This window comes from Psychromarinibacter halotolerans (assembly GCF_029168315.1).
Taxonomy (GTDB): Bacteria; Pseudomonadota; Alphaproteobacteria; order Rhodobacterales; family Rhodobacteraceae; genus Psychromarinibacter; species Psychromarinibacter halotolerans.
In genome coordinates, this window is record NZ_JARGYD010000003.1 from 384,103 (window position 1) to 402,795 (window position 18,693).

The following is an 18,693-nucleotide window of genomic DNA, read 5'->3' on the forward strand; positions in this document are numbered from 1 at the left end:
ACGGACGCGCAGAGACGTCATTCGGAAAGGCAAGCCTCCGAGGCCGCGCGCAGGTCCGCCGCCGTGTCGACGTCGGACAGCATATCGGCCCGCGCGACGCGCCGGTCCCGCAGCGTGGCAAAGCTGTCGGCAAGGGCGTGCGGGGTGGACCAGCGGACGCCCCGAAACAGGTCTGCCGGTACGGCACGGGGGTGTTTCAGACCGACCAGCCAGAAGCCGCCGTCGGTGGCCGGGCCGAACACCGCATCGTGTCCGCCCAGCGCCGCGAAGCCGCGCGCAACATGGGCAGCGGTCAGGCCGGGAATGTCGCCCCCGACAAGCAGGACCGGCCCCGGCGGCGCCGCGCGCAGCAGCCGTGCCATCCGGGCGCCAAGGTCTCCGGGACCTTGCGCCACGCGCGGCAGATCACCGGGAAACGCGCGGCTGGCAAGCGCGGTGTCGGGGGCGACGGCCAGCACCAGATGCCAGCGCGGATCGGTCAGGCGGCGCAACAGGCGCGCGGTCTGGTGCCGGACCCACCACGCGGCGGGGACCATGCCGATCTCGCGCCCCAGCCGGGTCTTCACCCGACCCGGACGCGGGTCCTTCAGCATGACGATCAACGTGGGCTTGCGGGACCGCGCCCGGGGCTTCAAGCGAAGTAACCCTCGAGAATGCGGCGGTAGATCCGCTTCAGCTGCTCGATCTGTTCGACCGGCACCTGTTCGTCCACCTTGTGCATCGTCTTGCCGACAAGCCCGAATTCCACCACCGGGCAGTGATCTTTCACGAACCGCGCATCCGAGGTGCCGCCCGAGGTCGACAGTTCCGGCGTCACGCCGGTTTCCGCCTGAACCACCCGACCGATCAGGTCCGACAATTCGCCCGGCGGCGTCAGAAAGCTTTCGCCCGAAATCTTGATCGACACCTCGAAGGACACGCCGGTTTCCACCGCGACCTGATCCGCCATCGCCCGCAGCCAGTCGCTGAGGCCCGCGCCGGTATGGCTGTCGTTGAACCGGATGTTGACCATCGCGCTGCAACTGGACGGGATCACGTTGGTGGCCGGGTTGCCGGTGTCGATCCCCGTGACGGCAAGGGTCGAGGCGTCGAAGTGGTCGGTGCCCTCGTCCAGAACATGGCTGGCCAGCCGGTCGCACAGCCGCGCCATCGCGTGAACCGGGTTCTTCGCGCGGTGCGGATAGGCTGAATGCCCCTGCACGCCCTGCGCCACGAACTTCGCGTTCATCGACCCGCGGCGGCCGATCTTCATCATCTCGCCCATCGTCTCGGGACAGGTCGGTTCCCCGACAAGACAGGCCGACATGCGCTCGCCCTGCTCTGCCATCCAGTCGAGAAGCGCGGTGGTACCGTCGATCGCGTCGCCCTCTTCGTCGCCGGTGATCGCCAGCACGACGGCGCCGTTCTCGGGGGGCGTCTCGCGCACGAAGTCCACCGCCGCCGCGGCAAAGGCGGCCACGCCGGATTTCATATCGGTGGCCCCACGGCCCCACAGGATGCCGTCCTCGATCTCTCCGCCGAAGGGATCGTGGGTCCACGCCCCGGCGTCGCCCACGGGCACCACATCCGTATGCCCGTTGAAGCCGAAGGTCTTCACGTTGCCCTTCGCCCCCCAGCGCGCGAACAGGTTCGACACGCCGCCCCGGTCCACGCGGGTGCAGGTGAACCCGGCATCGGTCAGCAGCTTATCCAGCAGCACCAGCGCACCGCCCTCTTCAGGGGTGACAGAGGGACAGCGGATCAGGCGGGCGGTCAGGTCGACGGGATCGACGGGCTGGGACATCGGCGGGACTCCTTGTTGCTTTGCCTTGCTAGCCCCGCACCGCGCGCACTGCAATCACACGCGAAAGTTGCGTAACTTGTGGCGATTTCGAAACAATCATGCCCGAAGCCGGAAACTAACATGATTAATACTAGGCAATTCGACCGCTTCTCCGGCAGCTTCCCGAAAAATCAAAAGGCAGGCAGGCCGCGCAAAGACGGCCACGCGCAGGCGGACAGGCAAAACCAGACCATCACCACCGTCCCGGACGGGGCGGTGCCCGGCTGCCTGTCCCGTCGCCCTGCCCCAAAGAGGCAGGAGACGACACGGAATGGTCAAGGCCAAGAGCTTGCCCGTCGACACGGGCGCATCCGCCACGGAAATGGCGGACGCCATCTTCGGGGACGGGGTGAACGTGGTCGCCGCGTCCTACAGCGGCGACAACGGGTCGTCGGGGATCTACTCGAACGGGGACAAGATCTCGGGCGACGTCACGCCCGGCGACACCGGGGTCATCCTGTCGACGGGCCGCGCAAGCCAGTTCGCCAACAACCGCGGACAGGCGAACCAGGACAACAACCAGTCGACCAACACCGGCGGCGTGAACAATGACGCGGCGTTCAACGACCTTGTGGGCGCGAACACCTACGACGCATCGTTCCTGACGGTTGATTTCATCCCGACCGGCGACACGCTGACCATGGAGTTCGTGTTCTCGTCCGAGGAATACCCGGAATACACCGGGTCCATCTACAACGACGCCGTGGGGGTCTGGGTCAACGGCGCGCCTGCGTCGATGGAGGTGGGCAACGGCCACACCAGCGTTGGCAACGTCAACCACGTCAACAACATCAACCTGTACAACGACAACACCTCGGACGCGTTCAACACCGAGATGGACGGTTTCACCGTCACGATGACGCTGACCATGCAGGTGATCCCCGGACAGGTGAACACGCTGCGCATCGGGATCGCGGACGTGATGGATTCGAACTACGATTCCAACATCCTGATCGCGGGGGACAGCGTGCAGACGGTGCTGGTCGCGCATGAGGATGCCGTTCGCATCGACCCCGGCCAAGAGGCCGTACTGGACGTGCTTGGCAACGACTTTTCGGCCTCGAACGGGGTGATCACCGTCACCCACATCAACGGCGTGGCGGTCTCGGCGGGGGATACCGTGACCCTGCCGAACGGACAAGCCGTGACTCTGAACGCCGACGGAACCTTCACCATCGCCGTGGATTCCGACGAAGAGGTCGCCAATTTCACCTATTCCATCGAAGACGACACCGGCCATACCGACACCGGCTTTGTCACGGTCTCGACGGTGCCGTGCTTCGTGTCCGGCACGATGATCCGCACCCCGGGCGGAGAGGTGCCCGTCGAACGCCTGCGGGTCGGGGACCTTGTCGATACGCAGGATCACGGCCCGCAGCCGCTGCGCTGGATCGGGCGCCGCAAGACCGCCGCCACGGACCGCTTCGCGCCCATCCACATCGACGCCAACACCTTTGGCACGCACCGTCCGCTGCGCGTATCGCCGCAGCACCGGGTGCTGGTCCGCAACGCGGCGTCCGAACTGCTGTTCGGCGAGACCGAGGTGCTGGTCGCCGCGCGGCATCTGGTCAACGGCCGGTCGGTGCGGCGCGTCGAAGGCGGAATGGTGGAATACGTGCACCTTCTGTTCGACGCGCACGAGGTGGTGTTCTCGGAAGGGCTGCCGACCGAAAGCTTCCTGCCCGGCCCGCAAACCACGGCGGTGTTCGAAGCCGACATCCTGGACGAGATCTGCACCCTGTTCCCCGAACTCGACCCGCGCACCGGCGACGGATACGGCCCCGCGGCGCGGCGCACGCTGAAAGAATTCGAAGGCCGGGTTCTGGCCCGCGCGGTTCTGGCACAGGGGCGGCTGGCCGCATGAGATCGCCGCACTGCGCGGGGATGCGCGCCCGATGAGTTGGCTGGCAATCAGCGACGGTCGGTCCTGCCTGCGCCGTCCGTCGAACACGGCGCCCGAGCTGCTGGCGACCGGCACCCTTGTGCTGGAGGCACAGACGCACGGCGACCGTGACGCCACCGTGGATCTTCTGACGATGGAGTGCCGGGACGGCTGGCCCCGAAGCCTGCGCGTGTCGTTGTCACCGGACGGCCGTGTCACGGTCGAACATCGGCAGGGCCGGTCGGCCGCGCGCGCGACGGTTCACGCGCCGCGCCTGATGGCCAACGACACCCTGCGGCTGACATATGGCTGGGACGCCCCCGCGCGGCGCGGCACGCTGACCGCCGAGAACGTCGACAGCGCCGCGGCCCAGCAGGTCGCCGTCGCGGCGCCGCACCCGATGCCGACCGCCGATCTGCGCCTGCTGGCCGAAGCCGGTTGCGGCAGCCGGATCGACCCGCGCGTGTCGCTGCTGGCCGCGTCGAACCGGCTGGAACCCATCGGCCCGATGCCCGGTTTCGCCCGCGACACATTGATCGAGACCGCAGCCGGCACTCGGCGGATCGAAACGATCCGGCCCGGCGACCTTGTCGTCACCGCCGGTCGCGGTCTGCAGCCCGTACGGCACGTCGTGTCCCGCGCCGTTCCGGCGGTGGGACAGTACCGCCCCGTCCGGCTGCGCGCGCCGTTTCTCGGGCTGCGCACCGACATGTGCGTCGCCCCGCACCACCGGGTGATGATCGACGGATCGGACGCCGAGTACCTGTTCGGCACCGACACCGTGATGGTCGAGGCGCGGCATCTGCAGCCGATGGCCGCCCCGACCGCCGCGACGGGGGCCGAGACGGCTCAAGGGCCCGTCGTCCGGTATCATCAGCTTGTGCTGGACATGCACGATTGCCTGTACACCGCCGGAACGTGGTCCGAGAGCTTGTATATCGGTCGCCTCGCCCGTCGGCCGGTGCGGCTGGCAAGCTCGGTGCTGGCCGGGGTCGCGCCCGCCCGCCTTCCGGTGCATGCCGAGGTGGCCGGGCCGTTGCTGAAGCCGTTCGAGGCGATGGTGCTGGTGTCCGGCCGCTGCGCCTGACGTCCCGCGCCGGAGGGGGCTCTGCCCCCGCCGCTGCGCGGCCCCCCGAGGTATTTCGAAAGAGAAGAAGCCGGGTCAGGCCAGTTGGCGCACGGCCTTGGCCAGCTGATCCGGCGCGTGGCACAACACCGTGGCGTCCGCCAGTTCGCCATCCGCCCCGTAGCCCCACGTGACGCCGATGGACGGCATCGCGTTGGCCTGCGCCGCCGCGACGTCCTGCCTGCGGTCGCCGATCATCACGGCGTCCGACGCGTCGATGCCCCGGTCCGCCAGCGCATGCGCCAGCAGATCGGCCTTGTCGTTATGGGTGCCGTCAAGCTCGGGGCCGAACTGTGCCTCGAGATGCCGGTCGAGGCCGAAATGGGCGGTGATCCGGCGCGCGTAGACATGCGGCTTGGCGGTGGCAAGGAACAGCCGGTGACCGTCGGCGCGCAGGGCGTCCAGCGCGGCGGGGATGCCATCGTAGACCGCGTTCTCGAACAGGCCGCGATCCGAGAAGTAGTCGCGGTAGAGCGCCAGCGCCTTGTTCGGGTCCGCCACGCCCATTTTCGCGAAGCTGTCGATCAGCGGCGGGCCGATCACCCATGTCAGGTCGTCGGCCGCAGGCGCTTCATGGCCAAGCCGGGTCAGCGCGTGGATCACCGCGGCCGTGATGCCCGGCTTCGGGTCGGTGAGGGTGCCGTCGAGGTCGAGGAAGACTGCGTTCACGCGTCGTCCTCATCTCCGAAGAAGGGCGTCATCTGCGCGACGATCACCGAATTCTCGGCAAGGGCGCGGGCCATCAGGTCCCGTTCCTCGTCCGCGATGTCGTGGCCTTCCTCCAGCCGCTCTTCAAGCGTGCCGTAGCCGGTCACGTCGAGCGGGTTGAGGTCGGCCTGCTTCAGGATCGCGACCGTCTCGCGCACGGCTTCGGCCTCGTCCACGCCAGAGGCGTAGCACATCAGCGCCGCGCCGGTCGCGCCGTCGGGCAGACCGTCGCCAGCCTTGCGGCCGACCTGAACAAGCAGCGTGTAGACCTGCTGGGGTTTCTTTTCCTTCGCCATGCCGGCGGTCGTAGCATCGCGCGCGGTCCGCCGCCAGTGCCGGCGCCGACCAATGTAAAACGGCCCGCCGCGGGATGCGGTCGGGCCGTTCGAACTCGTTACGTAACTGGTGTCGATCTGCGGAGATCAGGCCGTGCGACGGAACATCCGTGCGACCCAGATCAGCAGGCAGGCGCCGATGAAGCCCACGACCAGCTGGCCGATCCAGCCACCCAGCGTGCCGCCCATCACCGCCATCAGGATCGCGTTCAGCACGACGGCGCCGACGATCCCGAGGATGATGTTCATCAGGATGCCCATGTTGGATTTCATGAATTGTTCCGCGAGCCACCCCGCGATACCGCCGATGATGATGGCGGCAAGCCAGCCGATGCCGGTCATGGTCGTCTCCCTTGATTTGAAGGGCCCGCCGTTGCGGGCTGTTGCAGGGAGAACACCGCGGGGCCGGGAAAGTTCCCGGCCCCGTGAAAAACCTTCAGGTCAGTCGCGCAGCAGTTCGTTGATGCCGACCTTGGACCGGGTCTTTTCGTCCACGCGTTTCACGATGACCGCGCAGTACAGGTTCACGCCGTTCTTCGACGGCATCGAGCCCGACACGACGACGGAATACGGCGGCACCTCGCCGTACATTACTTCGCCGGTCTCGCGGTCGAGGATCTTGGTGGACTGGCCAAGGAACACGCCCATGCCCAGCACCGCGCCTTCACGGACGCGCACGCCTTCGACCACCTCGGACCGGGCGCCGATGAAGCAGTTGTCTTCGATGATGACCGGATCGGCCTGCAGCGGTTCCAGCACGCCACCGATGCCGACGCCGCCGGACAGGTGCACGCCCTTGCCGATCTGGGCGCAGCTGCCGACGGTGGCCCAGGTGTCGACCATGGTGCCGCTGTCGACATAGGCGCCGAGGTTCACGAAGGACGGCATCAGCACCACGCCGGGCGCGATATAGGCGGACTTGCGGACGACGCAGTTCGGCACGGCGCGGAACCCGGCGGCCTTCCACTGGTTGTCGCCCCAGCCCTTGAACTTGCTGTCGACCTTGTCCCACCAGCCGCCGGACTGCGGACCGCCGTCCTGCAGTTCCATGTCCTTGATGCGGAAGCCCAGCAGCACAGCCTTCTTGGCCCACTGGTTCACGACCCAATTGCCGCCTTCGGTCTTCTCGGCGACGCGCAGCGCACCGGAATCCAGCGCGTTCAGCGTATCTTCGATCGCTTCGCGGGTTTCGCCGGTGGTGGCGGGGGTGATCGTGTCGCGCGCCTCCCAGGCGGCTTCGATTGCGGTTTCAAGCTGGGCGTTGGACATCGGGCGCTCCGTTGCGGGGTCTCGTGTTTGGTCTAAGTCGCGAAATGGCTATAGAGCTAGGACCAACGCGGTGCAATGACACGAGGAGAGATGGCCGAGATGCTCGACCACAAGAAACGCAAGTTCCCCGACGCGCACGAGGACATCGTCCGCTCTCGCAACACGCCCGACACGCCGCAGACGCGGTCGCCGGCCTATCGGCTGGCCTTCACCGACGACGATTTCATGTGCCGCGACGAACTGCGCCCGGTGCGGCTTCAACTGGAACTGCTGAAGCCCGAGCTGATGCTGACCGAATACGGGGTGGAATCCACCATCGTCCTGTTCGGCGGCGCGCGGGTGCCCGAACCGTCGCAGAAGGACACGGCCCGGACAGAAACGCTGGCCGGTCTGTCGAAATACTACGAAGAGGCGCGCCGGTTCGCGCATATCGTCACCGAGCGGGGACAGCGCGACGGCAACCACCTGCAGAACGTCATCGTCACCGGCGGCGGTCCGGGCGTGATGGAGGCGGGCAGCCGAGGCGCGGCCGATGCCGGCGGGGTGTCGATCGGGCTGAACATCGTGCTCCCGCACGAGCAGGCGCCGAACGAGTACGTCACGCCCGAGCTGTGCTTCAACTTCCACTACTTCGCGATCCGCAAGATGCACTTCCTGCTGCGCGCCCGCGCCGTCTGCATCTTCCCCGGCGGCTTCGGCACGCTGGACGAACTGTTCGAGACGCTGTGCCTGATCCAGACCCAGCGGATGGATCCGATCCCGATCCTGCTGTTCGGGCAGGACTTCTGGGAGCGGATCGTCAACTGGGAGGCGCTGGCGGATGCCGGGACGATCTCGCCCGAGGATCTGGACCTGTTCCGCTTCGTCGAGACCGCCGAAGACGCCATCGCGGCGATGGACGACTGGGCCGCCTAAAGCGGCGCGCCCAGCACCATTGCCCAGTACAGCCGGCCGCCGCCGGCTGCCACGCCAAGGCCGATATCGACCGCCTGCCGCGACAGCATGTTGTCGCGGTGGCCGGGCGACGCCTGCCAGCCGGCGACCACGGCCTGTGCATCCGGGTGCCCGGCGGCGACGTTTTCGGCGACGAAGCGCCAGCGATAGCCCGCCGCACGGGCCCGGTCTCCGACACCGGATCCTCCGGCGCCGCTGTGCGACATGCGCCCCGTCGCGGCCATATGGCAGGCCTGGTCCTGTGCCGCCGCAAACAGCGCGGGCGACAGGTCCAGCGGCGACAGGCCGCTGCGGCGGCGAAGAGCGTTGGTCAGGTTGGTAACGTCGGCAAGCGCCGCCTCGGCCCCGGACGGCAGGCCGCAGCCTTGTGCAAGTACTGCGCCGGGGAACAGGATCGCGCCGCCGACCAGCGACAGGACATGGCGCCGGCGCATCGGGTCAGCCCGCGCGGGTCTCGGCCTCGATCTGCGCGCGGCTTTTGCGGGCACGCTCGGTCGCGGACTTCAGCTGGCCGCAGGCGGCCATGATGTCCTCGCCGCGCGGGGTGCGGATCGGGCTGGCGTAACCGGCCTTGTAGATGATGTCGGCAAAGCTTTTGATCCGCTTCCAGTCCGACCGCTCATAGGGCGAACCGGGCCATTCGTTGAACGGGATCAGGTTGATCTTGGCGGGGATGCCACGGATCAGCTTGACCAGACGGCGCGCGTCGGCGTCGCTGTCGTTCACATCCTTCAGCATCACGTATTCGAAGGTGATCCGTTCCGAGTTCGACAGCTTGGGATAGGCCTTCAGCGCCTCGAGCAGTTCGGCAATGTTCCAGCGCTTGTTGATCGGCACAAGGCGGTCGCGGACCTCGTCGGTGGTGGCGTGGAAGCTGACCGCCAGAAGACAGCCGATCTCTTCGGCGGTGCGCGCGATCTCGGGGACGACGCCGCTGGTCGACAGCGTGATGCGGCGGCGCGACAGCGAGATGCCTTCGGGATCCATCGCGATCTTCATCGCGTCGCGGACGGACTCGAAGTTGTACAACGGCTCGCCCATGCCCATCAGCACGATGTTCGACAGCAGCCGCGTCTCGTCCTTCGGGGCGCGTCCGGGCTCGGGCCATTCGCCAAGATCGTCGCGGGCCAGCATGATCTGGCCGACGATCTCGGCCGGGGTCAGGTTGCGCACCAGACGCTGCGTGCCGGTGTGGCAGAACGAGCAGGTCAGCGTGCATCCCACTTGGCTGGAAATGCACAGCGTGCCGCGGCCTTCTTCGGGGATGTACACCGTCTCGACCTCGTGGCCGCCAGCGATGCGGACAAGGTACTTGCGGGTGCCGTCCTCGGAAACGTGGCGCTGCACCACTTCGGGGATGGCGATCACGAAATTCTCGTCCAACTGGGCGCGGTACGCCTTGGCAAGGTTGGTCATCGAGTCGAAATCGCGGACGCCCTTCTGGTAGATCCACTGCCAGACCTGGCCGACGCGCATCTTCGCCTGCTTCTCGGGCGTGCCCGTTTCGATCAGGGCGTCGCGCAGCTGGTCGCGCGTCAGGCCGACAAGGTTCCGTTTGCCGTCACCCTCGGGGGTGCGGCGCGGAATCGTCAGGACATCCTGCGTGATCGGGGCAGAAGGCGCGGTCATGGATCGTCTCCGGAAAAGGTTCCGGTCTGATATAGGATATGCGCCGTAAAATAAAGGATCACCACGCGCAGAAACCGGGTGCAGACCGGGTATGACCCGCCGTTCTGCGTCAAAACGGCGGGAGCGGCCCGCCTGACGACGCCGCTCGCCCTGTCGGCCAAGCGAGCGATTCGCGCTTACGGGAACATGGGCGGACCAGCCGTTGACCGATGCCGGTAAGCACCCGGCGGCGCGCGACGCAGCCCCGATCCCGGTGGTCACGCCCCGGCGGCGGTGCGCTTGACCGGGCCGGTGTCGGCGACCGAGCGCGGTTGCAGGGCTCCGCCGGTCGGTTCGCTGAAGCCGGCCATCGTGCCGCCGCCCGGAAGCGGTTCGAACCGGCAGACCAGCGGGCGTCCATCGGTCAGCCGCACCTCGGCGTGCCAAGTCGAACGGCCCGACATTTCAGCGGCGAAGTCGCGTGCATCACCCCAGACCGGGCTGGGTGCGCATTGCTGCTGCCATTGCCGCGACGCTTCAAGGAATGGAACGCCCTGCCGCGAGGCGGTTTCCCCGGCCCACAGGCGGCCATAGGCCCGGTTGGCGAAGTTCAGGCGACCATCGGCAGAGAACACCGCGATCGCCTCGTCCAGCGTGTCGATCACGGCATGGCCGGTTTCAAGCTCGCTCCGGTATTCGCGGCTTAGCCGGATCTCGGAACTGATATCCTCGAACAGAAAGGCCACGGCGCCGTCCGGATGCGGCCGCCCCGTGATCCGCAACGTGCGTCCGTCGGGCAGCGCCCATGTTTCGGACTTGCCGCTTTCCGTGGCCGCCGTTTCCAGATCGGTCATCCGCTGCCGCCACGATTTGTAGTCTTTCGGTTCGGGCATCATGTTGCGTTCCCGCAGGTGGTCGAGGAACCGCATCAGCGGTGGCCGGGCCACCAGAAACTCGACCTCCAGCCCCAACAGGTCGCCCAGCGCCGGGTTGAACAGGGTCAGTTCCCGCCGCCGGTCGAAGATGGCAAGCCCCACGCTGAGATGCGCGAAGGTCTGGGTCAGCGTCTGGATGAATTCCCGCAGGTTGCGTTCCGCACCCACCACGGCATCGGCGGGCACCGCTGTCAGCAGCCGGTCGCGCCCGACAAGCGCGACCGAGGCGTCGAAGTACAGCGGATCTTCGACATCCGGCACGATCAGCTGAAGCCGGTGGGTGGCCCCGGCCGGAAGCGTCACCTCGGACACACCGGGAAACAGCAAGGGAAAGGCGCCGGGCGCCACGCCTTCCGACAGACCGGCGCGTTCCGCAAGGGCCCAGTAGGCGCCATTCGCCCAAGTCACATGACCCTTGGCATCAAGACGCCAGATCGGGATCGGCATATGCTCGGACACGTCGCGGTGCGCGTCGAGTTCGGCGGACAGCACGGCCTGACTATGCCGGTCCATCGTTTCGGACTGTTCGTCCTGCACGTCTTCAAGCGAGATCCGCAGCCGGCCCGACCGGGATTCGATCCGCAGCCGCGCGCGGTTGTCCGACGACAGCAGCAGCATCCTGTCGTTTTCGCCGCAGGTCTGCACGCGGGCATGAAGGTCCGGGAAGCGGGGCGCAAGGAAGGCGACAAGCCGCGCCATGTCCGAGCCCCGCGAGGTCGCGTATTGCAGCAACCGGCGGCCGGCAGCCGTGGCGTCGACCAGCGTCCCGCCGTCGAACAGGAACGCGACCTCTGCCACGGCGCGCCGGTCGCGACCGGACTTGCGGGAAAATAAGCTTCCTGATGCAAGCAACGCAGCCAAGGCCGTCACGAACGCTATGAATACCAGTACACCAGCCTGAGCAAGACTCGCCATTTCCATTGGCGCATTCCAGAAGTTACCCGTCCCATCCACAGGCTTACCGGTGCAGTGGTTAATATGCCGTTAAGCTCGTTTCGTGGTTCTCGATCCCGTCCCGAAAAAAGGATCAGGGCAGGAACGGCTGGTTCTCTCCCAGCCCGCGATCCTCGCGCTGCGGCACGATGCGGGACCTTGGCCAGATGACCTCGACGATGGCGCCCGACCGCGTGCCGGCCTCGCCCGGCGGCGTCAGGGGATCGCGACCGTTCGAAAAACTCAGTTCGGCGCCCGAGCGCTCCAACAGGGTCTTGGCGATGAACAGCCCAAGCCCCATGCCTTCGTATTCCGGTCGCGCGTCGCTGTCCTCGACGGTCTTGCGGCGCCGCACGAAGGGGTCGCCGATCCGTCCCAAAAGGTGCGGCGGAAAGCCTCTGCCGTCGTCGATGATACGCAGCTCGATCACCCGGTCGGTCCAGACCACGTCAATCCAGACCGTCGAGGCCGCGAAATCCACCGCGTTCTGGATCAGGTTCCGCAGCCCGTGGATCACCTCGGGCCGGCGCGCGATCTGCGGTTGGGTCAGCGCCCCGCCTTCGCCGGGTGCCATGTCGATCACCAGCGTCTTGCCACGGTCGCTGTGCGGCTCCGCCGCCTCGCGGATGACCTCTTCCAGCGGCGCTTGGCGCATGTGCAGGTCGTCCTTCCCGGCCCGCCCCATCGACCGCAGGATGTCGCGGCATCGGTCCGCCTGACTGCCGATCAACTCGGCGTCCTCGCGCAGTTCCGGATTGTCTTCCAGCTCTTCCATCAGCTCACGGCTGACCAGCTTGATGGTCGCCAGAGGTGTCCCAAGTTCATGCGCGGCGGCGGCGACCACGCCGCCAAGGTCGGTCAGCTTCTGCTCGCGCGCCAGTGCCATCTGCATGGCCAGCAGCGCCTCGGACATCGAATGGATCTCGCTGGTGACCCGACGGGCATAAACGGCCATGAACACGATCCCGATCGTCGTGGCGATCCAGGTGCCGAACTGCAGCGTTTGCGGCATCTCGATCACGTCCCCGGCGGCGGTGCGCAGCGGGATGTGGACCAGCCCCACCAGCGACACCACCGTGATCGCCACGGCGCCCATCGTCGTCGTTGCGCCCAGCGACAGCGCCGTCGCCGAGATCGTCACCGGCGCCAGCACCAGCAGCGAAAACGGGTTGTTCAGCCCGCCCGTCAGGAACAGCAGGAACCCCAGCTGCCCAAGGTCGAACAGCAGCATCGCCAGAACTTCGCGTTCGGTCAGGCGCTTGCTTTCGGGATAGACGAAATTCATCACCAGGTTGGCGATCACCGACGCGCCGATGGCGACGAAGCACCAGCCCAGTTCCAGCCGCAGGTCGAAGAAGGTCAGACCGACGGCCAGCGCAGCGAACTGGCCGCCGATGGCGAACCAGCGCAGCATCACCAGCGTCCGCAGACGGACCCAACGGTTGCGGATTTCGTTCGCCAACAGGCCGCGGTGTGTATCGGGCATGGACTGCCTCTGGATGACGGTTGCGAACCTTGTTAAGCCCGCCCCGACCACAGATCAACGCAGGCGGGCCCGCGACCTATGGCATCGACCCGGACATATGCGCTTGTCGCCGCCACGGCCGCCGTCGCGCTGATCGGCGGGACGTTCTATGCGACGTGGGGCGGCGCCAGCGACCTTTTCGCCGATTGCCGGGCCGGAACCGGGCCGGGTCTGGCGGACGCTCTGGGCGGGCCGTTCACGCTGGTCGACGGGTCCGAAACGGCGGTTACTGACGCAGATGTGATCACGCGGCCCAGCCTGCTGTACTTCGGCTATACCAATTGCCCCGATGTCTGCCCCACCGACACCGCCCGCAATGCCGAGGCGACCGACCTCGTGCAGGCCGAGGGGCTGGAATTTCAGCCGGTGTTCATCACCGTCGATCCGGCCCGCGACACCCCCGAGGTCGTCGACCAGTATGCCAGCTGGATGCACCCGGACATGGTGGGGCTGACCGGTTCGCCCGAGCAAGTGAAGGCCGCCGCCGATGCCTTCAAGGTGTACTTCCGTCCGCACGAGGCGGACGACGCGTTCTATCTCGTCGACCACACGGCCTACAGCTATCTGGTCCTGCCCGGTCACGGGACAGTGGACTATTTCAGCCGCGACACGACGCCGGAAGAGATCGCCTCGCGCTCTGCCTGCTTCATTCGGACGGCGGCTGCAAATTGACCATCTTCGAAGAGTTAACTAAATTCGCCTGACTGAATGCGAGGGATGGAGGCCGACGTGCAGGATCGGGATGCGACTGAACTTGGGGACGACCGCTCGCTTCTTCTGGTTGACGATGACGAACCCTTCCTGCGCCGCCTTGCGCGCGCGATGGAGAAGCGCGGCTTCGAGGTCGAGATGGCCGAGTCCGTCGCCGCCGGTCGCGCCATCGCCACCGCCCGTCCGCCAGCCTATGCCGTGGTCGACCTGCGGCTGGAAGACGGCAACGGGCTGGACGTGGTCGAGGTGCTGCGCGAACGCCGCCCCGACAGCCGTATCGTGGTGCTGACGGGCTATGGCGCCATCGCCACCGCCGTGGCCGCGGTGAAGATCGGCGCGACCGACTATCTGTCCAAGCCCGCCGACGCCAACGACATCACCAACGCGCTTCTGGCCCGCGGCGACGAACTGCCGCCGCCGCCCGAGAACCCGATGAGCGCCGACCGTGTCCGGTGGGAGCATATCCAGCGGGTCTATGAACTGTGCGACCGCAACGTCTCGGAAACCGCGCGGCGGCTGAACATGCACCGCCGGACGCTACAGCGTATCCTCGCGAAGCGGAGCCCGAAGTAGATGACCCGCATCCTTGCCGCCTGCGCCCTGCTTTTGCTGGCCGCCTGCGGCGGGACCGAGGTCACGACACGCGGCGGCACCACGGACCTGCGGCCGGATGCGAACGGTCTGGCGATCGCGGGCAATCCCCTGAGGATCGATTTCGGTCGGGCGCAGGACGGCGTGCTGACAGCTGTCACCCGGGTGTTGGGCGCACCCCCCGCGAACAGCATGACCAACCCGGAATGCGGGGCCGGGCCGCTGCAGATCGTGCAGTACGACCGGATCACCCTGCTGTTCCAGACCGGCAACTTCGTCGGCTGGACAACCGACGACCCGCGCGTCGCGGCAGCGAACGGTCTGTCGGCCGGGGTCACGCGGGCGCAGCTGGAAAACGGCGGCTACGGCCCGTTCCAGCCCACCACGCTGGGCGTAGAGTTCGAGGCAGACGGGATCTACGGCCTGTTGCCCGACAACGATGCGGCCACTCCGATCGACACGCTGTGGGCCGGAACGACCTGTTTCTTCCGCTAGGCGGATCGGGTCAGTAGGAATACTCGCCGTAGATCTTCGACAGATCGCCAGCCCAGTCGCCGTTGTACCTGTCCAGCAGTTCGTCCGACGGGACCTTGCCATTCTCCATGCTGTCTTCCAGCGCGTGAAGGAAATGGCGTTCGTCCTGCACCATTCCGCCAAGGCCGGGGCGGGCCCGCGCCTTCAGGCCGCCGCGGGCAATGTCCACGACCTCGCGGGCAAGATCCTGCATCCGGCGGCCACCGACGACGGCATCCAGCCCCTGCTCGCCCGCACCGACCCGCCAGGCCTCGCGCGTTTCGGCGTCCCAGTCCTTGACCAGGTCCCATGCCGCGTCCAGCGCCGTCTGGTCATAGGTCAGTCCGACCCACAGCGCGGGCAGCGCGCACAGCCGCCGCCACGGGCCGCCGTCGGCGCCGCGCATCTCGATGAATTTCTTCACGCGGGCTTCGGGGAACAGGGTCGTCAGGTGATCGGCCCAGTCCGACAAGGTCGGCTTCTCGCCCGGCAAAGCCGGCAGTTCGCCCTTCAGGAAGTCGCGGAACGACATGCCCAGCGCGTCGATGTATTTTCCGTCGCGGTAGACAAAATACATCGGCACATCCAAGGCGTACTGCACCCAGCGTTCGAAACCGAAACCGTCCTCGAACACGAAGGGCACCATGCCGGTGCGCGCCGGATCCATGTTGCGCCAGACCCAGCTGCGATAGGATTTCATGCCGTTCGGCTTGCCCTCGAAGAAGGGCGAGTTCGCGAACAAAGCGGTGGCCACCGGCTGCAACGCGATGGCGACGCGCATCTTCTGGACCATGTCCGCCTCGGACCCGAAGTCGAGGTTGACCTGAACCGTACAGGTGCGGCGCATCATCGTGGTGCCGGTGGTGCCGACGGTGCTTTGGTAGGCATCCATCAGCTTGTACCGCCCCTTCGGCATCAGCGGCATCTCGTCATGCGTCCATTCGGGCGCGGCGCCAAGGCCGATGAAGCCAACGCCGATCTCGTCCGCGATGGATTTGACCTCGCGCAGGTGCTCGTTCACCTCGTCGCAGGTCTGGTGAATCGTCTCAAGCGGTGCGCCCGACAGTTCCAGCGCGCCACCGGGCTCTAGGCTGACGTTGGCGCCGTCCTTGGTCAGGCCGATCAGCTTGCCGCCCTCGTTCACCTCGGCCCAGCCATAACGGTCGCGCAGACCTTCAAGGATGGCGCGGATCGACCGCTCGCCTTCATAGGGCAGCGGCTTGTGCGTGTCCTTGCAATAGCCGAATTTCTCGTGCTCGGTCCCGATCCGCCAGTCGGCCTTGGGCTTGCACCCGTCGGCGAGATACTCGGCCAGCTGTTCGTGACGTTCGATGGGGCCGCCGCCCGACTGGGGAATGGACATGGGCGCGCGCCTTTGTCTTGCCTTCGATATGAAGGCAGACCTGCGGCGTTTTCAGCGCGAAGTCAATGCAGCCGCCGACGCCCCGCGTCCCATATGCGAACCCGCTCGGTCGGATTGCTGCGCAGTTGCGCCAGCATGTTCTCGGTGCGGATTCCGTCCAGTGCCGAGAAAACGTCGAACAGCATCTCTGCATTGCGCGCCTGTGTCGGGATCTCGACGGTCAGCCCGGTCGAGTCGGTCAAAGCCCAGACAGCATGGGGTTTCGCGGCCGGGTCAAGCTCGACCCGGACCAGCGAGTCGATCGACACCGATCCACCGTCGAGCGGCCCGTAATAGGTCACTTGCCGCTCGTCCACGGTCACGACGCCGGGCCCGTCGCTGCCCACACGGAAACGTGTGCGCTGGAAGCCCGCGAAGGTGATCAGCGCCCCGACAATGGCCAGCGAGGTTCCGATGGCCGCAAGCACGCCGCTTTCCGTCACCGCCCACAACATCCCGCAACAGGCGATGAAGACGCCCAGCAAGACCTCGCGCCAGCGCCAGAATTTCTGCTTCAGTTCGGGTCGGATGAACGACATGTCCACCTGTGGTCTACCAACGGCTGCGGCGGACGATACCCCGCAATCCCGGCGTCAATTTGGCGAAATCGGTGGCCAAAGTCCATTCTGGCCGCAATTTCCCCGCGCCTACCAGTCGCCCAGCGCCTGCTGCCACAGGGTGATGGCTGCGACGGCGGCAGTGTCGGCGCGCAGGATGCGCGGGCCAAGGCTGATGATGTGCACGAAGGGCAAGGACGTCAGGCGGTCGCGCTCGCGCTGGGAAAATCCGCCTTCGGGACCGATCAGGATCGCCCACTTGCCCACCCCGCCCGACAACGCCTGTTGCAACCCCACGGTCGCCTCGTCGCAGAACACCAGTTGCCGGTCCTCGGGCCAACCGTCCAGCACGGTGTCCAGCTTCGCAAGATCGGTGACCTCGGGCACATAGGTGCCGCCGCATTGTTCCGCCGCCTCGACCGCGTGGGCCTGAAGCCGGTCCTGCCGGATGCGTTCGGAATTGGTGTGATCGGTCTGGACCGGCATGATCCGCGCCGCCCCCATCTCTGCCGCCTTCTCGACGATGAAATCGGTGCGCTGCTTCTTGATCGGCGCGAACAACAGCCACAGGTCCGGCGGCATTTGCAGCGGCCGGGTCTGCTCGACCGCGGTCAGGATGCCGTCTTTCTTGTGCACCGCCGATACGGTGCAGCGGAACTCGCCATCTTGTCCGTTGAACACCAGAAGGTCGTCGCCTTCCTTCATCCGCATCACCCCGAACAGGTAATGCGACTGATCACGAGACAGAGGGACCGGTTGTCCCGGGTGAAGCGGGTGATCTACATAGAGCCTGACCATGACCGCACAGATAGGCGAGCGATGAGCGAAGCACCAGACACCACGACCGGCACCGTTGCGGACGCGGTGAAGGGAAACTGGGTCGACCGGCACGCCCCGGCGTGGACGCGGCCCTACCTGCGGCTGTCCCGGGCGGACCGTCCGATCGGAACGTGGCTGCTGCTGCTGCCATGCTGGTGGTCGGCACTGCTGGCCTCGCTGTGGCAGGGCGGGTTTTCATGGCACGCCGCGTGGGTGATGGCGGGCTGCGGCGTCGGCGCGGTGCTGATGCGCGGCGCGGGCTGTACGTGGAACGACATCACCGACCGAAACTTCGACGGCAAGGTCGCCCGGACGGCCTCCAGACCGATCCCGTCGGGACAGGTGAGCGTGAAGCAGGCCGTCGCTTGGATGGCGATCCAGTCGCTGATCGCCTTCGCAATCCTGCTGACCTTCCCGGTCGAGGCGATCGCGCTTGGCATCGCGTCGCTGGCGCTGGTGTGCATCTACCCCTTCGCCAAACGCTTTACATGGTGGCCGCAGATCTTCCTTGGCCTTGCCTTCAACTGGGGCGCGGTGCTGGCATGGACCGCCGTCACCGGCGGCTTCCACTGGGCGCAGCTGCCGCTGTACCTGTGCGGCATCGCGTGGACGCTGTTCTACGACACGATCTACGCCCATCAGGACAAGGAAGACGACGCCCTGATCGGCGTGAAGTCCACCGCCCGCCTGTTCGGCGAACGCACCGCGACCTACCTTCAGGCGTTCCTTGCCCTGACCGTCACGCTGTTTGCCTTCGCTGTCATCCTTGCCCTTGTCCCGGACGCGAACCTGCTGGCGCTGGTCATTGCCCTTGGCGGCCCGTGGGCGATGGGCTGGCACATGGCGTGGCAGCTGCGCAAGCTGGACATCGACGACGGCGACATCTGCCTGACGCTGTTCCGGTCCAACCGCGACGCGGGGCTGATCCCTGCGCTGTTTCTCGCCGCCGCCTTGCTGGCATGATTGCAGCTTTTTGCCGATCCGCCTATTAGACCCGGCAGAC

20 protein-coding genes are annotated in these 18,693 nt (G+C 66.7%); 7 read left to right on the top strand and 13 right to left on the bottom strand.

Annotated features, from left to right (window positions below; all coding sequences use genetic code 11):
- Positions 1-17 precede the first annotated feature (17 nt).
- Both P1K30_RS10415 and dapE read right to left on the bottom strand, forming a co-directional pair.
- Entirely contained in the window at positions 18-593 is a 576-nt protein-coding gene (locus P1K30_RS10415; RefSeq protein ID WP_275632662.1) for a TIGR04282 family arsenosugar biosynthesis glycosyltransferase, read from the bottom strand.
- Between the two features lie 38 nt (positions 594-631).
- Positions 632-1,783 carry a succinyl-diaminopimelate desuccinylase gene (gene dapE, locus P1K30_RS10420; RefSeq protein WP_275632663.1) on the bottom strand — a complete coding sequence of 384 codons (1,152 nt, stop codon included), beginning with the start codon at positions 1,781-1,783 and terminating at the stop codon, positions 632-634.
- Positions 1,784-2,093: 310 nt separating this feature from the next.
- On the opposite strand from dapE, the gene P1K30_RS10425 reads away from it, so the two are divergent.
- On the top strand, positions 2,094-3,686 hold the full coding sequence (locus tag P1K30_RS10425) for a Hint domain-containing protein (protein ID WP_275632664.1): 1,593 nt from the start codon (positions 2,094-2,096) through the stop codon (positions 3,684-3,686).
- A 31-nt stretch (positions 3,687-3,717) separates the two neighbouring features.
- A complete protein-coding gene (locus P1K30_RS10430; RefSeq protein WP_275632665.1) occupies positions 3,718-4,791 on the top strand; it encodes a Hint domain-containing protein in 1,074 nt (357 codons plus the stop codon).
- 75 nt (positions 4,792-4,866) lie between these two features.
- On the opposite strand, the gene P1K30_RS10435 is transcribed toward P1K30_RS10430, so the two are convergent.
- The 4 genes from P1K30_RS10435 to dapD form a co-directional block, all read right to left on the bottom strand.
- Positions 4,867-5,499: an HAD hydrolase-like protein gene (locus tag P1K30_RS10435; protein ID WP_275632666.1), complete on the bottom strand. Its 633-nt coding sequence runs from the start codon at positions 5,497-5,499 to the stop codon at positions 4,867-4,869.
- On the bottom strand, positions 5,496-5,834 hold the full coding sequence (locus P1K30_RS10440; RefSeq protein ID WP_275632667.1) for a hypothetical protein: 339 nt from the start codon (positions 5,832-5,834) through the stop codon (positions 5,496-5,498). Before P1K30_RS10440 ends, P1K30_RS10435 begins: the two co-directional genes overlap by 4 nt.
- Positions 5,835-5,960: 126 nt before the next feature.
- Complete coding sequence (locus P1K30_RS10445) at positions 5,961-6,215, bottom strand: GlsB/YeaQ/YmgE family stress response membrane protein (RefSeq protein WP_275632668.1); 255 nt, start codon at positions 6,213-6,215, stop codon at positions 5,961-5,963.
- 99 nt (positions 6,216-6,314) lie between these two features.
- On the bottom strand, positions 6,315-7,142 hold the full coding sequence (gene dapD, locus P1K30_RS10450; RefSeq protein WP_275632669.1) for a 2,3,4,5-tetrahydropyridine-2,6-dicarboxylate N-succinyltransferase: 828 nt from the start codon (positions 7,140-7,142) through the stop codon (positions 6,315-6,317).
- A gap of 99 nt (positions 7,143-7,241) precedes the next feature.
- On the opposite strand from dapD, the gene P1K30_RS10455 reads away from it, so the two are divergent.
- Positions 7,242-8,057: an LOG family protein gene (locus P1K30_RS10455; RefSeq protein ID WP_275632807.1), complete on the top strand. Its 816-nt coding sequence runs from the start codon at positions 7,242-7,244 to the stop codon at positions 8,055-8,057.
- Here P1K30_RS10455 and P1K30_RS10460 read toward each other — a convergent pair.
- The 4 genes from P1K30_RS10460 to regB all read right to left on the bottom strand — a co-directional run bounded on the left by P1K30_RS10460 (position 8,054) and on the right by regB (position 13,058).
- Complete coding sequence (locus P1K30_RS10460) at positions 8,054-8,530, bottom strand: CAP domain-containing protein (RefSeq protein ID WP_275632670.1); 477 nt, start codon at positions 8,528-8,530, stop codon at positions 8,054-8,056. The two genes, P1K30_RS10455 and P1K30_RS10460, sit on opposite strands and share 4 nt — an antisense overlap.
- Before the next feature lie 4 nt (positions 8,531-8,534).
- A complete protein-coding gene (rlmN, locus tag P1K30_RS10465) occupies positions 8,535-9,725 on the bottom strand; it encodes a dual-specificity RNA methyltransferase RlmN (RefSeq protein ID WP_275632671.1) in 1,191 nt (396 codons plus the stop codon).
- A 257-nt stretch (positions 9,726-9,982) separates the two neighbouring features.
- Positions 9,983-11,509, bottom strand: coding sequence for a PAS-domain containing protein (locus P1K30_RS10470; protein ID WP_275632672.1), 1,527 nt, complete (start codon positions 11,507-11,509; stop codon positions 9,983-9,985).
- A 157-nt stretch (positions 11,510-11,666) separates the two neighbouring features.
- Positions 11,667-13,058, bottom strand: a complete 1,392-nt coding sequence (gene regB / locus P1K30_RS10475; RefSeq protein WP_275632673.1) for a sensor histidine kinase RegB — start codon at positions 13,056-13,058, stop codon at positions 11,667-11,669.
- Between the two features lie 78 nt (positions 13,059-13,136).
- Between regB and P1K30_RS10480 the strand changes: the two genes are divergently transcribed.
- From P1K30_RS10480 to P1K30_RS10490, 3 genes are read left to right on the top strand one after another with little or no spacing between them, the layout of a single operon-like run.
- On the top strand, positions 13,137-13,769 hold the full coding sequence (locus P1K30_RS10480) for an SCO family protein (protein ID WP_275632674.1): 633 nt from the start codon (positions 13,137-13,139) through the stop codon (positions 13,767-13,769).
- A gap of 57 nt (positions 13,770-13,826) precedes the next feature.
- The gene (locus P1K30_RS10485) at positions 13,827-14,381 is read left to right on the top strand and encodes an ActR/PrrA/RegA family redox response regulator transcription factor (RefSeq protein WP_379561845.1); all 555 of its coding nucleotides are present in this window, start codon (positions 13,827-13,829) and stop codon (positions 14,379-14,381) included.
- Positions 14,382-14,894, top strand: a complete 513-nt coding sequence (locus tag P1K30_RS10490) for a hypothetical protein (RefSeq protein ID WP_275632675.1) — start codon at positions 14,382-14,384, stop codon at positions 14,892-14,894.
- A gap of 10 nt (positions 14,895-14,904) precedes the next feature.
- On the opposite strand, the gene P1K30_RS10495 is transcribed toward P1K30_RS10490, so the two are convergent.
- The 3 genes from P1K30_RS10495 to P1K30_RS10505 form a co-directional block, all read right to left on the bottom strand.
- The gene (locus P1K30_RS10495; RefSeq protein WP_275632676.1) at positions 14,905-16,275 is read right to left on the bottom strand and encodes a glutamate--cysteine ligase; all 1,371 of its coding nucleotides are present in this window, start codon (positions 16,273-16,275) and stop codon (positions 14,905-14,907) included.
- 62 nt (positions 16,276-16,337) lie between these two features.
- Positions 16,338-16,853 (bottom strand): hypothetical protein, encoded by a 516-nt coding sequence (locus P1K30_RS10500; RefSeq protein ID WP_275632677.1) that lies wholly within the window; start codon positions 16,851-16,853, stop codon positions 16,338-16,340.
- A gap of 108 nt (positions 16,854-16,961) precedes the next feature.
- Entirely contained in the window at positions 16,962-17,669 is a 708-nt protein-coding gene (locus P1K30_RS10505; RefSeq protein ID WP_275632678.1) for a 16S rRNA (uracil(1498)-N(3))-methyltransferase, read from the bottom strand.
- A gap of 21 nt (positions 17,670-17,690) precedes the next feature.
- Here P1K30_RS10505 and ubiA point away from each other — a divergent pair, with 21 nt between their 5' ends.
- A complete protein-coding gene (gene ubiA / locus P1K30_RS10510) occupies positions 17,691-18,653 on the top strand; it encodes a 4-hydroxybenzoate octaprenyltransferase (protein WP_275632679.1) in 963 nt (320 codons plus the stop codon).
- Positions 18,654-18,693 lie beyond the last annotated feature (40 nt).

What these genes read in the sequence shown, in the direction of transcription:
- P1K30_RS10415 (WP_275632662.1), bottom strand. Translation starts at nt 593, where the DNA reads ATGCTGAAGGACCCGCGTCCGGGTCGGGTGAAGACCCGGCTGGGGCGC.
- dapE (WP_275632663.1), bottom strand. Translation starts at nt 1,783, where the DNA reads ATGTCCCAGCCCGTCGATCCCGTCGACCTGACCGCCCGCCTGATCCGC.
- P1K30_RS10425 (WP_275632664.1), top strand. Translation starts at nt 2,094, where the DNA reads ATGGTCAAGGCCAAGAGCTTGCCCGTCGACACGGGCGCATCCGCCACG.
- P1K30_RS10430 (WP_275632665.1), top strand. Translation starts at nt 3,718, where the DNA reads ATGAGTTGGCTGGCAATCAGCGACGGTCGGTCCTGCCTGCGCCGTCCG.
- P1K30_RS10440 (WP_275632667.1), bottom strand. Translation starts at nt 5,834, where the DNA reads ATGGCGAAGGAAAAGAAACCCCAGCAGGTCTACACGCTGCTTGTTCAG.
- P1K30_RS10445 (WP_275632668.1), bottom strand. Translation starts at nt 6,215, where the DNA reads ATGACCGGCATCGGCTGGCTTGCCGCCATCATCATCGGCGGTATCGCG.
- dapD (WP_275632669.1), bottom strand. Translation starts at nt 7,142, where the DNA reads ATGTCCAACGCCCAGCTTGAAACCGCAATCGAAGCCGCCTGGGAGGCG.
- P1K30_RS10455 (WP_275632807.1), top strand. Translation starts at nt 7,242, where the DNA reads ATGCTCGACCACAAGAAACGCAAGTTCCCCGACGCGCACGAGGACATC.
- P1K30_RS10460 (WP_275632670.1), bottom strand. Translation starts at nt 8,530, where the DNA reads ATGCGCCGGCGCCATGTCCTGTCGCTGGTCGGCGGCGCGATCCTGTTC.
- rlmN (WP_275632671.1), bottom strand. Translation starts at nt 9,725, where the DNA reads ATGACCGCGCCTTCTGCCCCGATCACGCAGGATGTCCTGACGATTCCG.
- regB (WP_275632673.1), bottom strand. Translation starts at nt 13,058, where the DNA reads ATGCCCGATACACACCGCGGCCTGTTGGCGAACGAAATCCGCAACCGT.
- P1K30_RS10480 (WP_275632674.1), top strand. Translation starts at nt 13,137, where the DNA reads ATGGCATCGACCCGGACATATGCGCTTGTCGCCGCCACGGCCGCCGTC.
- P1K30_RS10490 (WP_275632675.1), top strand. Translation starts at nt 14,382, where the DNA reads ATGACCCGCATCCTTGCCGCCTGCGCCCTGCTTTTGCTGGCCGCCTGC.
- P1K30_RS10495 (WP_275632676.1), bottom strand. Translation starts at nt 16,275, where the DNA reads ATGTCCATTCCCCAGTCGGGCGGCGGCCCCATCGAACGTCACGAACAG.
- P1K30_RS10500 (WP_275632677.1), bottom strand. Translation starts at nt 16,853, where the DNA reads ATGTCGTTCATCCGACCCGAACTGAAGCAGAAATTCTGGCGCTGGCGC.
- P1K30_RS10505 (WP_275632678.1), bottom strand. Translation starts at nt 17,669, where the DNA reads ATGGTCAGGCTCTATGTAGATCACCCGCTTCACCCGGGACAACCGGTC.
- ubiA (WP_275632679.1), top strand. Translation starts at nt 17,691, where the DNA reads ATGAGCGAAGCACCAGACACCACGACCGGCACCGTTGCGGACGCGGTG.